Origin of the sequence: Methylocystis sp. (genome assembly GCF_050246715.1) — a bacterium.
In the GTDB taxonomy this organism is placed as follows: domain Bacteria; phylum Pseudomonadota; class Alphaproteobacteria; order Rhizobiales; family Beijerinckiaceae; genus Methylocystis.
Genome location: NZ_JBFWVN010000041.1, coordinates 20,430 through 33,705 on the forward strand (window position 1 = coordinate 20,430; position 13,276 = coordinate 33,705).

Genomic DNA, 13,276 nt, shown 5'->3' on the forward strand with positions numbered 1-13,276 from the left:
TTCTCACCTTTCATCGCCGTCTGGTCGGGGCTTTCGGCAGCCGAGCGACATTGGGACTCATCGTATTTGTGTCGGGATTGACGCCGACCGGATCGAAGGCCTCATTGTAGATGCAGAGAACGTCGCCGCCTGTGCGTAGCCGAAACTCCAGCGCTGTCGCATGGACGGTGACGAGCTCGCCGCGCACGTCCTTTGGCGCAAGCGTCTCGGAGCCGTCCGAGGCGATGAGGTAAATCGCCGGCACTTCGCGATTTCCAGCAAAGCGGAAGGTCGTCTCCTTTCCGTCGTCAAATACCGCTTCCGGCTCGAGATCCATCGATCCTTGCGCCGAGAAGCGCCAGTTGCGCGCCCCAGAAGCGCGAGAGACGGCGAAAGCGTCTTCGATCAGAGCCCCTTCGCGCCCGGCTCCCCGAGCCGCCGCCTCTATGCGGCGGCGCTCAATCTCGTCGCCGGGATAGGTGAAGCCCACGACGAAATAGCCCTCGGCAAGCGAGCTTTCCGCGATCGACAGCTCGAATTGGTAGGAGCGCTTGCGGCCGTTGGCCCGCGTGGTCACGACCTGCAGATTGGTCGGCGAATGCTTCTCGCGCGGCTTGAGGAACAGGATCGATCCAGCGGGCGCGACCTCCCAGGCGACGGAGTCGCCAATCGCCACATGCGCGATCTCTTCGTCGTCGGCGAAGACAATCTGCGTCGAGGCGCGAATGACGCCGTTGATCTTGACGACATTGGCCGGGTCATAGGTCACCATCCTCACGCGCGCGTCGCGCGGGCCGGCAGAAGGCTGCTGCAGGGCGATCGCCGGCATGCTCGGCAATTCGGCGCAGGCGAGCATCAGTAGGATCAGGAGGAGATTGCGGATCACGGCACGGCCTCCGGATCGGCGCGGTATTCGGAAACGAGAAAGCCAAGCGGGTTGATGAGGCGGTCGCTCGAGGAGATCGGCGCGTTGACATAGGAAAAGGTGAGCGTCGCGATCCAATGGGTGACGCGCGTCTCCTCGCCCTTGCGGCTCTCGGCGAGATAGCGGACGGAGGCGACGTTATCGCTCAAAAGCGAGATGGCCTTGATGCGCACATTGGCGACGCCGAAGCGGCCATGCAAAACCTGCGGGCTCTCGGGGTTGGAGCCGCGATACCAGGCGGCGAAACGCGCCTGTTCGGCCGGGGCGGAGAGCAGGGAGACGGTGCGGAAATTCGTCTCCGCCTCCGCGGCGCTGTAGCCCTCACGGGCGCGCACATAACGCGCCAGGAAATATTTGGTGACGGCTTCGTCGTAGCGCGCCGGCGTTTGTTTCAGCGCGGCGACGGTCTCGATGATTCCCGTCGAATTGTCGACGCGAATCACGAAGGGTTCGACCGTCTTCAACGGGGCGAGCGCCGCCACCGCGCCCACGGACACGACCGCCAAGCCGCAGGCGCCCCCGGCGATCACCCAAGCAATCCGCTTCGAGCGTTGCGCCGAGAGCAATAGGTCTTGCTCCCAGCGGCGCGCATTCTTGAAATAGGCTTGCAGCTCGTCGGGGCGAACCATCATCAGCCCTCCTTGCCGCATGAGCGATAGGAGGCGAGGTCGACGACGAGCCTCGCGTTCGGCTTATCGCTGGCGATGGAAGGCGCCGGCGCGGCGCGATTCAGCACACTTGGGGCATTCGGTCGGCTGGTCTCGGCCGTGCGGATCAGCAATGAGGGAACCGATCCATGAGCCTGCGGAGCGTCCTCCCAATCCCATAGAGAGCGATTGAGGGGACGCCGCGCGAGGCCATCGCAAGTCGGCGGCGCACTGGAAAAAGTCGCACAGCCGCCAAGCGGCCAGGCCATCACGCACATAATGATTAATCGCCGCATTCTCATTAATCCCATTTCGTTCGACGCGGCCGCGCCGGACCATCCTTCGTTGGCTCGGGTTGCTTCGATCAGGCCCGTTGAATGCTGCCGCCTTGCCTGCGGACCTTCATCGCTGCGAGGCTGCGGTTCGCCGACCAGCGCGCCCCGGCATAGGCCCCGGCTGCTGCAGCCGCCGCGTTGGTGACGAGCGTTCGCGTCACCAGCCGACTTGCGAGCGAAGCGCCGCCGCCCGCGAGCCCGCCGGCGATCGACGGGAGTTGCAGGGCGATGTGGCCGGAGAGGCCGAGCAGGGTGCTAATGGCGACCGCGCCCACCAGCGCCTCGCCGAGCGTCGTGGCGCTATTGGAGAATTTGTCGATGAAGCCGCTCACGGCCGAGAGCATCAGTCCGACGAGGGCGATGACGAGCACCAGCAAGATCAGGAAATTCGCGAGCTGGCGCAGCCAGCTTTCCGCGAACGGGCGCGTGGCGTCGAAGAGAGCGAGCGCAATGAAGAGGGGGCCGAGGGCGATGACGATTGCGAGACCGATCTTGGCGTAGAGCAGGACGGCGAATTGCAGAAACGAGCCAATTGCAACGAAGACCAGGAGAATGGCGGCGATCAGCGCCGGCGCGATATTGGTCAAGCCCGCCTGGTCATAAATTTTATTGGCGATGTCGATGCCCTTCGAAAGCAACTGATCGAACGGCGCGCCGGAATTGACGTTGAGCCCGGAGCCCGCGATGGCGTTGCCAATTTCCTTGGGAAGAGAGTCGAAGAAGAGGCCGGTGACATATTGCTGGAAGGCCGAGGAGTTGGTTGCGAGCAAGACGACGACGACGATGCGCATCGCTCGCCACGCGAAATCGAGGATCGGCTCGGCGATCGCGCCGCGCATCACGGCAAAGCCATAGAGGATCACATAGAGCATGACCGCGACGCGCAAGGGGCCGTTGACGTAAGCGGCGAGGTTGCCCGCCGACGTCGACACGAAATTCGTGATCGGCTGCTCGAACTCGTGCAGGAAACTGTCGAAGACATTCACGGCCATGCGGGCGAATTCCTATTTCAAAGCGTCTTTCATCTCTTGCACGATGATCTTGTCGCGCGCGGCGCTCGAATTGACGCAGTCGGGCGTCTTGCCGAGCGCGCCCGGGTTGTCTCGACAGGCTTTGAGCGTCGCCTGCAGCTCGCTAGGACGTTCAATGAACCACGAGACCGTCTTTTCCGGTTGCGGCGATTGTTCCCTGGATGTGGCAGGCGAGGGCGCCTCTTCGGCGCGTTTATTGCCTTCGCGGCAGCCAGCGAGTCCGGCGCCGATGAGGATTGCGAGGAGAAGGAGAGTCGACCGTATCATTTTAGCGCCGCCTTCATTTCGTCGACAATCTGTCGCTGTTTTTCGCGCTCGCGCTGCGCATCCATATCGCCGCGCGCCTGCTGGATCATGGCGAGGCCCTGCATGCGTAGCACGTCGTTTTGCAGCAGCGCCTGTTCGGCCTGGAGGCGCGCTGAGAGGTCGAGCACTTCTTTCGCATCGCTTGCCGAACTGATCCGCCTGCGTAGCTCTTCGAGAGCATCGATCCTTTGCGAGGCCGTGTCATAAACAGCTTGGCCGAGCGAATGCTTGGCGCCGGTCTCGCGAGCGATCCGGTCGAGCTCGCTTTGGTAATAGGAGTTCGCCCCATTTCCGGTATAGGCGCGGTTTTGCGTCAGATATGAATCGATCGCGCTCGCGAAACTGCCGCTCCCTTGCCCCGCGACGAGCTGCTCGATCTCCGAGAATTGTTGCGGCAGAACTTTGCGAAACTGCGGGGTGTTGAGCAACGCCCCAATATCGTTGGCGTTCGTGAGCTTGTTGACGCTGTCATAGAGCCGTTTGGCTTCGCTCAACTGATCGCGCGCGACCTGGAGCTGCGAAGTCAGCGTGTCGACCTGTTTCTTCATTTCGATGAGCTGGTCGAGCTGGCGCGCAAACACGCTCGGGTCGAAAACGACCTGCGCCGTAGCGGGCGATCCAGAGAGCAGGGCGGCCATGATGGCCTCGCTGATCCGAGGGCGAGTAAACTTCATCGGGCCTGCTTTCGCTCAGCGTGGAAGATAGGCAGCCAGCGAGCTGGATCATCGCCAACCTCTCCGCGGATGCGGTCGAGCAGTTCGACGGTTTCGGTGCGGCCGGAGAGCACGGCGAGTTCGTCGCCGAAGCCGGTCAAATCGAGCTTCGCCACCACGGAATTATGTCCCTGCTTGACGAGGAAGCGGCGGCTCTCGGGGGCGAGCTCCTCCTTGATCAGGCGAAACTCGGCGTCGGTGAGATGGAAGCCGTCGACATAGTCGGCTCTTGTCCCGCGCGAATTCGGGAGAAAAATTTGCGTCGGGCATTGCTCGACGATGGTGTGGGCGATGGGCGAAGAAAGGGCGTCGCGCGGCGACTGGGTGCCGAACACCATCATGCCGTTCTGCTTGCGGATCGTTTTCAGCTTGTTGTTGGCGAGATCGCGAAAGGCGTCGTCGCCGAGCGCTTTCCAGAACTCGTCGATGTCGATGATGAGACGCCGGCCATCGATGAGCCGCTCGACGCGATGGAAGAGATACATCATCAGCGGCGTCCGCACGGTCGCATGATCGAGAAGCTCGGTCATGTCGAAGCCAATGGCACGGGAATTGAGGCCGATCTCGTCCTCATCGCCGTCGAGCGCCCAGCCGAGCGCGCCGCCTTGTTGCCAGCGCTCTAACCTCGCGCCGACGCCTTCCGGGTCCTGCTGGCCGAGAAACGCCCGCAACGCGCCGAGCGAGCGCTCTTGCGGCCGAAGCCGGGTGAGCGCTCGCAACCCCGAATCGATTCGCTCTTCTTCGGCGACCGTCAGCTGCCGGTTGTCGGGCGTGACCAGCTTGCGAATCAGCTGGCCGAGGAAAGAGAGATTGGCCGGCGTCAGCTCCAGCGCTTTCAGCGGCGCGCAGCCCGTCGGAACGCCGTTGCGCAGCGTCAGGTAAGTTCCGCCGGCGGCGCGCACGAAAATCTCGGCGCCACGGTCCTTGTCGAAGAAGACGTAAGAAGCGCCCAGCCGCTCGGCCTGCGACAGCAGAAAATTCTGCACCACCGTCTTGCCCGACCCCGAGGGGCCGCAGATGAAAGTGTTGCCGAGGTCGCCGTGATGGAAGGAAAAATAATAGGGCGAGCCGGAGGCGGTCTCGAGCATGGCGACCGCCGGTCCCCAATGGTTTCGGTCTGGCTTGCCGGTTGGATAGGTGTGGAAGGGGGAGAACGCCGCGAAATTGCGTGAGGTGATGGCGCCGGACCGGGCGCGGTATTTGAAAAGGCCGGGGAGCTGCGCCCAATAGGCCGCCTCTAACCCTAAATCTTCGCGCGCTGCGACCGCGCCGGCGTCGGCGAGCGCCCGCCGCGCCAGGCTCATGTGATCTGCAAGCTGCCTCGGCGTCTCGGCGTAGGCGAGCGCCGAAAGATGATGATCGCCAAGCGCGAAGCGGTTCGATTCGAGATCGTCGAGGGCGTCGCTCAACTCCTCGATTTGCGAGGCGGCGGGATCGCGCGCAGAAACCAGCTGGTTCTGCTTGCGCGTCAGCACCGTCTTGGCGTCAGCCTTTGACAGGAAGGCGAAGGATTGCGTCAGGACGAGCTCGAACGGCAGGGAGAGTAGGCCATTCAGGAGCCCGGGTTTGGTCGAAGCCGGATATTCCTTGATCCCGAACATGCCGGCGAAGCGCGAATCGCCGCTGCGGCGAATTTCGAGGGCTTCGCGCCCGAAAATGACCCGGTTCGTATAAAGCGCCGACCCGATCGGCCCCTGCGGCAAGGGCGTTGGCAGCCATTCGCCGGAGGCGAGGGCGTGCAGGAACTCCATCGGCTCGGAAAAGATGAGCGCCTTACGCTCGATGAGCCCCAATGGACGGGCGCCATAGCGCTCGAGCGCCGCCACGATGTCGCGCGCGGCGTCGCCGAGCCGTTTCAAGGCCTCAGTGTCGACTTCGGCTGCGATGCGGTCCGCGCGGCCGAGCCGTTTGAAGAAGTCGGCGGCGGCGTCGGTCGCAGCGCGTCCTGGATGCCAGGCGAGCGTGAGATAAAGATCGTTGCGAAAGAGCCGTTCGCTTTGCAGCCGTTCGCGATAACGAGCGTCAAGCGCCGCGGCGAAGGACGAACGGAATTTTCCTTCGGGGTAATCCATCGAGCGGCGGCGCACGAGATGCGTCCAAAGCGCCAGCTGCTCGTCGGCGAGATTGCGCAGCGTCAGATTGAGCTTGGTATGGAGATCGTTGAGATCGGCGTTCGCGGCGGTCTCGAACGAAACCCCGTCGAGGCGGATAATCGTGATCAACGCGCGCGTCGAGAGTCTGATAACCGTCTGGTTCACGTGCCGCACGAACGGCAGATAGACGTCGGGTTCGAGCTCGCGCGCTTTGATCGCCGCCTTACGCATGGGCGAAGTCTTTCGCTCGATAGGGCTTCACGAGCCGCAGCGGCGTGCAGGATGAGCCGCCCCAGAACGAAGCATTGCGCATCCGCCCACGCGTCTCGAGCCAGGCAAGAAGAATGCGGAACATGTTGGGATCATGCCGGCAGATAATCCGGTTAACGCCGTGGATCGGGAGCGCGACGAGGCCGTAAAGGATGCTCCCGGCGGCGAGGAAAAGGATGCAGGAGAAAATCATATTGAAGGCCATAGCCTCCATGGTGACCCCTGCGATCATAGCCGGGCGCGTGCAGGCGAGAAATAACATGTCCTCCGTCAGGCGGGGTTGCTCCATCATCAGTGACCGCCAGTCAGCGTCGAAACCACTTCTGAGGCGCCGAAGACGATGGCGACGCCGAGCACCACATAAGCAGCCTTGCGCAAATCGAGATGGCCGAACATCCAGGCGACGCCGACGATGATCACGGCAAGGGTCGCCAAGAGACGCGCGACATTGCCGGTCAGCATGGTGACGATGTTTTGCAGCACGCCCTCGATGTTTGCTGATTGCGCAAACGCCGGCTCAACGAGGCCGATGCTGATAATGAGGCCCATGCAGAGAAGCGCGGAGGATTTGCGAAGAGAAGACATCAGAGACTCCCAATTAGGCTCGCGGCGGATGGGCCGCGCGTCATTAGACCGAGTGAAACGAGAGAGCGGTCATTCAGCGCTCATAGACAAAAAGCGAAGCGCCGCGGCCGGACCGATATACGTCGAGGGTTGAACGCTGCTCGACGGGCGACATGTTCGCCGAGGAGCGTTCCGCTGCGGATCCGCCTACGGGCGGGCCCGCCTGTGGACGCGCCGCAATCTCGGGCGCCGCGCGCAATTCTTTTTCGACAAGGCTCGCGACGACGGACGCCGCGGCCTTTTCGGGATCGCCTACCCGTGTGCGCGCTGCCTCGAGTCGCGCTTGGTACAATGCGTGAAGGCCGGCGGCATGCTTGCAAGCGTCGAAGCTTGCAGAAATCGTCAGTCCAGCTTGTTTCCTTTCTTCGGGACCGAGTTGAGCGAGACCGATTCGCACGTTTTGTCCGGCGACTGTCGCTTCGCTCGCCAGTTGAACGCCTTCCTCGAGACTGGTCGCCTGAACGGAAATCGGCTTCCTTCCATCGATCGTGATCAAGAGCGGCTCGAAGGAGCTCATTTGGCGCACGATCGCCGTCAGCGGCTCGATGGCCGCTCCCGGCGCGCAACGTTCAAGGAGAGCGGCGAAAGCGGCAGGATCCATATCCAGGAGTCCTCTTTGAAAGCGCCGGTCGAGATTACCGAGCCTTTGGCTTCTTCGAATCAGGCGAGGGGCCGCTATTTCGCGACTGCGCGACGGATGAAGGCGCGCATCGCATGCGTTCGCCTGTGAGCGCGAAGATCAAAAAAAAAGACACGGGGTGCGATCAGTTTCATTTTCGAATCGTCTCCAGCTGTGGAGTTGAGGCCGCGCGAGCAATGCAGCAGGAGGATTCGGTATGGAACCTGCCACTTTAGACAGGGCGGCTGTGGGTAAATGCTCAAGTCCCGCCCAAAAGTCGCCCCATCAGGACAATAGACGGCCAAGCATCTGTCTCGCTCGTCTCTCGAGGGGCAAAAAATTTAGCATTTGTATGCGGTTGGAGGCCAAATGAAAAAGACTGAAAGAGCATTCCATGAGTTCATCGACGCCGTGTACATTGCGAACACGAGGGAGGAATTCCAACGTGTCGGTGATCGCGCTGCGCATGCGCTGGGCTTTCGATGGTTTGCCTATTTCGAAGGAGGTGACGGCGACCCCACTGTCGTCACGTCCTATCCAAAGAGCTGGGCGGATCGCTATTGCGACGAGCAATATCAACATATCGATCCTGTGCTTCGTCAGGCGCGTACTCTTGGCCCCGCATTTCCGTGGGATGCGAGTGACATGGCGGCGACGCGATCAATGAAAGAACGTCGTTTCCTCGATGAAGCGCTTCGTTTCAACATCAGAGCAGGAGTGACCGTTCCTATTGCTGCAGGCTACGGCCGCTTCGGCGCCTTCACGTTTGCGGCCGACGATCACAGTCCCGCGTTCGATCGTCTCACGGAGAACTCAAAAGATCTGCTGCAGATGATGGGGGTCAGTTACCATGCTCACGTAAAAGCCAGAATGTCGGATCCGTTGGAGCTCGATGGCGACAACGTCGTGTTAACGTTTAGAGAACGGCAATGCCTCGGATGGGCGTCTTTGGGAAAGACGATGCAAGAGATGGCGACGATTTTGCGCGTTACGCCGCGCGTGGTGAAGTTTCATCTCGACAATGGCCGGCGAAAGCTCGGCGCATCGACGCTGCCTCACGCCGTCGCCCTCGCTCTTCGTCGGGAATTGCTACCGTAGCACGATAACCTTTTTGGGAATTGCATACGCGACCGATCACCCCCGACAGTTGTGATAATGTTTCTCTGACAGGCTTAAGGAATCAACTATCACTCGTGTGGGTCGGAAGCGGTGGAGATGCTGCCTCGCTGCAGGCGCTCAGCGAAAACCTGCCGAGAATTTGGCGCGCGGCCACAACATCACCTGCCGACCAAGAACGCATTTTTGCGATTCATCGTTCGCGAAGCAATTCTCGATCAGAAGCGGGCGCATGGTCAGGTATGGCTGAAGGTTGTCTGGCAGACCGGCGCAACCAGTGAGCATTGCTAAAGAGGCAAGTTCACACTTGCCGCGACTACTTTGATATCGACGTGCTGCGTCGGCGGAGCTCAACGCCGCCAACAAGGTGGACAAGGCGATCGCGGAAACTCTGAATCGAGAGGGTTTTGTCGGGGCGCGCGGCTGCACAGCCGACGCGAGCCCGCAGGAGCGGCCTGATGACAGCTACTCCATCCAGGGCACCGCGGCCACGCTCGGCGTGATGCTGCAAACGATTCTCAATTACCTCGCTCGTGGACTGTTAACCCATCGGCTCACAAAGGGCGAGCCTTAGCAAATCGACCTCTCAATCGAGCAATTCAATAAGGCTTCGCACCCATCTCCAGCGCATGAGGCGTTCGAGAAAGGAGGCATCATGAAAACGTCCGCTCGCCGAAGACGCAGGCCCATTTGGCGAAGCGGAGATTGGTCGTGATGATGACGCTGGTGCGTTCGTAGACCCGGTCGCATTGTTGTGCCCGTGTCACGAAGATGCGATTTGGGAAAGGTTTTATCGCGATACCGACATCGCCTGAAGGCTTTGGAGCCGCAGAAGCAGACTCGAGGCCAGAGTTCGCGGTGGCGCGTTCTGCACCGTTTTTGGCAGAACTGGCACCATGCGGCGCACGGCGTTGCAACGCACGATCGCGTCACGCCAATCCTCATTCCTGATTTGCGGAGGCTGCGATGGTCAAAGCGTCAGAACAACACGCCAGAAGCCAGTGGATCAATGTTGACGCCCTTTATGCGGCGGGCGTCTTGGTTTGGATCGCCGTTGTTTGGGCGTGCGCCTATTACGTCGTAAGCGACGCGATCGCCGATGAATCGGCAGGCGTGGGCGGCAACAGCTTTCTCCTCGCCGCCAGTCTCGCGACGGCGGGATTGATTACGGCTTTTTCTCTCAGAGAGTTTTTTGCCGCCTACAAGCGCTTGGGCGGCAAAGAGGCGCACAACCAGCGGGAGTAGGGCGATGACCAAGGTCGGATTATTTGTGACGCTCGAGGCGCAACCCGGAAAAGAAATGCAGCTCGCGCAGTTTCTCATCGGCGCCTTAGAACTGGTTGAGGCCGAGCCCGACACGACCGCATGGTTTGCGGTTCGCACGGGGCCTTCGACCTTCGCCATCTTTGATGTTTTTCCTGACGAAAAGGGACGCGCGGCGCATCTTTCCGGCGAAGTCGCGAAAGCACTGATGGCCAAAGCGCCGGAACTTCTTGCCAAGCCGCCCTCGATCGAGAAGATAGACGTTCTTGCCGATAAACTCCCGGCCGCCCCTGAACTCGTCAGCGGGTGACCGCCGCTGAGGACGGGCCGCTTAGGGCTGCAACGGGCTCGACCATGGAAGTTATCGTCCTCGGTTACGACGGTTGCCTTGGCGCCGGTTTGATCGGCACCGTGGACATGCTGAAGCTCGCCTGGTCCACGATTTCCAAGGACCAAAATCGCGAGCCGATCAGCGTCTCTACGGCGAGTTTCGATGGACAGCCGATCCAGGACAGCAGCGGCCGCCGGCTAAAAGTGGATGGGAGCGTTACCGCCGATCCTGCGAGCGCCGTGATTGTTCCGGGCTACCTGAGTGACGACGGCGACCGTTTTCTCGGCGCAGCGTCGGTCGCCGCTGCCGCCGCCTGGTTGCGGCGCCAACATGCGCTCGGCGCATTGGTATGCGGCTCGTGCAGCGGGGTATTCTTGCTCGGCGAAGCCGGCCTCCTCGATGGCCGGCGCTGCACGACCACCTGGTGGCGACACGACGAGTTGAGGGACCGTTACCCACGCGCCGACGCCCAATGGGGCGCTCCGCTGCTCGAGGATAGCCGCGTCGTCACAGCTGGCGGCCCTCTGTCGTGGATAGATCTTTGTCTTCACGTGATACGAGCGCTGTACGGCGCCTCCGCCGCCAAAATCGCCGCCGACTTCACGGTCGTCGACACTGTTCCCTCAACCCAATCGACCTATGTTCCACCCGGTCATCTGGCCGCGTCAGACCCGTTTCTACTCAAGGCTGAACACATTATTCGGCAGGCCGGCGACGCGCCGTTGACGGTGTTGGGCCTCGCCCGCGGACTCGGCACTTCGGTTCGAACATTGCACCGCCATCTCGAGCGCGCGTCAGGAGAGACGCCGAAGCGCTTCATCGAACGCGTTCGCTTTGAAGCCGCGAGAACCCTACTCGAAACGACGACGCACTCGGTCAAGCGCTTGGCGGCGAGCGCCGGCTATGCTGACGAAGCGAGTTTTCGGCGCGCGTTTTCTCGATACTCAGGAATGACGCCAGGCGCCTATCGGAGATGGGCGCAAGGGCGCAAAAACAGTTTCCGCGTCACGTAAGCCCCTCGGGGCGTAACGTCACTGCAAAACGCGCGCGATCGCCCGCCGTTGCACTCGGGTTGTGGCCTCGTGCGGACAGCGTTGTCGCTGTCCGATATTGCCCGACTAATGTCTCATCCGGCGCGCTGCGACACGCCGCTTTGCGCGCAATCCTAAAGGCCGCCGAAAAAATATTGTCGCTTTTCGGTTGAACTGAAGGAGAGAAAGATGAGCGAAGCTACGCAATCCGCGGTAGGGGCGTTAGAGCGCGCCGAGCCAATCGTAGATTTGAGAGGGATGTGGATCGGCCTGGCCGTTCTGAACGGGTTCTATTTGGTCGTTCGCATTTACGAGCAGATTTACGGCTGGCGGGCTGGCCTCGATTCATTCGCGCCGGAGTTCCAGACCTATTGGATGAGCATTCTGTGGACGGAAATTCCGCTGGAGCTCATCTCGGGCATCGGCCTCGCCGGCTGGCTCTGGAAGACGCGCGAGCGTGACATGTCGACCGTGACCCCGCGTCAGGAAATGAAGGCCATCGCCGACAATGCAGCCTGGCTCGTCGTCTATGCGGCGGCGATCTATTGGGGCGCGTCGTTCTTCACCGAGCAGGACGGCACCTGGCACATGACGGTGATACGCGACACGGATTTCACCCCCTCGCACATCATCGAGTTCTACATGAGCTATCCGATCTACTCGATCATGGCGATCGGCTGCTTCTTCCATGCGAAGACGCGAATCCCCTACTTCTCGAAGGGCTATTCGGTCGCCTATCTGATCGTTTCGATCGGACCCTTCATGATCATTCCGAACGTCGGCCTGAATGAATGGGGCCATACCTTCTGGTTCATGGAAGAGCTGTTCGTCGCCCCGCTGCATTGGGGCTTCGTGTTCTTCGGCTGGATGGCGCTTGGCGTGTTCGGAGTGGTGATCCAGCTCCTGCTGAACATCCATCGCGTCATCGGCAAGGAAGGCGTTGAATTGCTGACGGGCGCGTAAAGCTTGTAGCTCTTCGCGCTGCGCCATGTTCGGACCTCCTAACGAGCGACGGCGTGGTGCGGAGGCGTTCGAAAACTCTCAGATTCGAGATCATTTCGTCACCTCTCGTCGCCTTCGGCGACGGGAGGCGATGGACGCCAGGCCCAAAGTTGCGGCATTCTCCAATATTGAGACTCGGTGTCGGAAAGCCAGTGGAGACATGCTCATGATGAGGCTCCTGTTGATTCTCCTCGCGGCGATCAACTTGGTCGCCCACGCGAACGCGCAGGCGGTGCGCCGGGATTCCGCCAAGGCGTTCCAGAAGGTTCGGGAATGCTCGGCCCAGATGGGCCCGAACGTCATCACCTTCACCTTCTATCAGCCGACGCAATCGCGAAGCGAGTTCTGCGAGGACATTCCCGAGACGGGACCGACGACCATCGTAGTCGACACGATGCAGGACGAATTGCGGGACACGATGGTGGAAATCCGTATCGTTGAGGCGGACCCGAAGGGTGACGACGAGGCCGCGCCGAACGAAGCCTACCTGCCGCCCGCGCAGTTCCAGACCGGCGTAATCCAGCTCGAACACGACTTCAGGAAGAAGGGCGACTACGTGGCGCTCGTGCGGGCGCGCAGCGAAGACGGGCGAAAGGAATACAACGCCCGTTTCGCTTTCTCGGTCGGCGAAGAGTTCCTGCGCGCCTGGCGCGCGGTCGCCATCACGACCGTCGTGACGCTCGCCCTCGGCGCGGGCTGGTACGCGCACGCCTTCGGCAAGCGAACGTCGAATAAGAACAAGCTACGCCACGCGTGATGGCGACCGTTAGCTCCCTTAGCCGGATGATCATTGCGAGCGCCAGCGAAGCGAGTTTCAAATTGAGCCGGAAGCCTTCAGGGCGTGTCCTGCAATTCCGCCGCCCGGCTCGGCAAAGGTGAGCGCCTTCTGACTGCGCCGAGACAGTCGCCAAAAAACCTAGCTAATGCAAATTAGCTCGCGCATAATCTTCGTAACGCATTGTTTTGGTTCCATAATCCACATTATGCGAAT

General features: G+C 61.2%; 16 protein-coding genes. 7 read left to right on the forward strand and 9 right to left on the reverse strand.

Annotated features, from left to right (window positions below; all coding sequences use genetic code 11):
- Positions 1-10: 10 nt before the first annotated feature.
- The 9 genes from AB7I51_RS12935 to AB7I51_RS12975 form a co-directional block, all read right to left on the reverse strand.
- On the reverse strand, positions 11-835 hold the full coding sequence (locus AB7I51_RS12935; RefSeq protein ID WP_428404106.1) for a TrbG/VirB9 family P-type conjugative transfer protein: 825 nt from the start codon (positions 833-835) through the stop codon (positions 11-13).
- A 26-nt stretch (positions 836-861) separates the two neighbouring features.
- Entirely contained in the window at positions 862-1,533 is a 672-nt protein-coding gene (locus tag AB7I51_RS12940; RefSeq protein WP_428404107.1) for a virB8 family protein, read from the reverse strand.
- A 382-nt stretch (positions 1,534-1,915) separates the two neighbouring features.
- Positions 1,916-2,878, reverse strand: coding sequence for a type IV secretion system protein (locus AB7I51_RS12945; protein ID WP_428404086.1), 963 nt, complete (start codon positions 2,876-2,878; stop codon positions 1,916-1,918).
- A 12-nt stretch (positions 2,879-2,890) separates the two neighbouring features.
- Positions 2,891-3,184: an EexN family lipoprotein gene (locus AB7I51_RS12950; protein WP_428404087.1), complete on the reverse strand. Its 294-nt coding sequence runs from the start codon at positions 3,182-3,184 to the stop codon at positions 2,891-2,893.
- Positions 3,181-3,897: a P-type DNA transfer protein VirB5 gene (gene virB5 / locus AB7I51_RS12955; protein WP_428404088.1), complete on the reverse strand. Its 717-nt coding sequence runs from the start codon at positions 3,895-3,897 to the stop codon at positions 3,181-3,183. Before virB5 ends, AB7I51_RS12950 begins: the two co-directional genes overlap by 4 nt.
- Entirely contained in the window at positions 3,894-6,260 is a 2,367-nt protein-coding gene (locus AB7I51_RS12960; RefSeq protein ID WP_428404089.1) for a VirB4 family type IV secretion/conjugal transfer ATPase, read from the reverse strand. The genes virB5 and AB7I51_RS12960 overlap by 4 nt, the downstream gene beginning before the upstream one ends.
- Complete coding sequence (locus AB7I51_RS12965; protein ID WP_428404090.1) at positions 6,253-6,591, reverse strand: type IV secretion system protein VirB3; 339 nt, start codon at positions 6,589-6,591, stop codon at positions 6,253-6,255. The genes AB7I51_RS12960 and AB7I51_RS12965 overlap by 8 nt, the downstream gene beginning before the upstream one ends.
- Complete coding sequence (locus AB7I51_RS12970) at positions 6,591-6,884, reverse strand: TrbC/VirB2 family protein (protein ID WP_428404091.1); 294 nt, start codon at positions 6,882-6,884, stop codon at positions 6,591-6,593. The genes AB7I51_RS12965 and AB7I51_RS12970 overlap by 1 nt, the downstream gene beginning before the upstream one ends.
- 73 nt (positions 6,885-6,957) lie before the next feature.
- A complete protein-coding gene (locus AB7I51_RS12975; RefSeq protein ID WP_428404092.1) occupies positions 6,958-7,524 on the reverse strand; it encodes a type IV secretion protein in 567 nt (188 codons plus the stop codon).
- A 387-nt stretch (positions 7,525-7,911) separates the two neighbouring features.
- Here AB7I51_RS12975 and AB7I51_RS12980 point away from each other — a divergent pair, with 387 nt between their 5' ends.
- The 7 genes from AB7I51_RS12980 (at position 7,912) to AB7I51_RS13010 (ending at position 13,042) form a co-directional block, all read left to right on the forward strand.
- The gene (locus AB7I51_RS12980; RefSeq protein ID WP_428404093.1) at positions 7,912-8,640 is read left to right on the forward strand and encodes a helix-turn-helix transcriptional regulator; all 729 of its coding nucleotides are present in this window, start codon (positions 7,912-7,914) and stop codon (positions 8,638-8,640) included.
- 385 nt (positions 8,641-9,025) lie between these two features.
- Positions 9,026-9,232 (forward strand): hypothetical protein, encoded by a 207-nt coding sequence (locus tag AB7I51_RS12985; protein WP_428404094.1) that lies wholly within the window; start codon positions 9,026-9,028, stop codon positions 9,230-9,232.
- Between the two features lie 392 nt (positions 9,233-9,624).
- Complete coding sequence (locus tag AB7I51_RS12990; RefSeq protein ID WP_428404095.1) at positions 9,625-9,903, forward strand: hypothetical protein; 279 nt, start codon at positions 9,625-9,627, stop codon at positions 9,901-9,903.
- 4 nt (positions 9,904-9,907) lie between these two features.
- A complete protein-coding gene (locus AB7I51_RS12995; protein WP_428404096.1) occupies positions 9,908-10,231 on the forward strand; it encodes a putative quinol monooxygenase in 324 nt (107 codons plus the stop codon).
- 44 nt (positions 10,232-10,275) lie between these two features.
- A complete protein-coding gene (locus AB7I51_RS13000; RefSeq protein WP_428404097.1) occupies positions 10,276-11,265 on the forward strand; it encodes a GlxA family transcriptional regulator in 990 nt (329 codons plus the stop codon).
- Between the two features lie 207 nt (positions 11,266-11,472).
- Positions 11,473-12,246 (forward strand): bacterial ammonia monooxygenase, subunit AmoC, encoded by a 774-nt coding sequence (gene amoC, locus AB7I51_RS13005; protein ID WP_428404098.1) that lies wholly within the window; start codon positions 11,473-11,475, stop codon positions 12,244-12,246.
- A 220-nt stretch (positions 12,247-12,466) separates the two neighbouring features.
- On the forward strand, positions 12,467-13,042 hold the full coding sequence (locus AB7I51_RS13010) for a hypothetical protein (protein WP_428404099.1): 576 nt from the start codon (positions 12,467-12,469) through the stop codon (positions 13,040-13,042).
- Positions 13,043-13,276 lie beyond the last annotated feature (234 nt).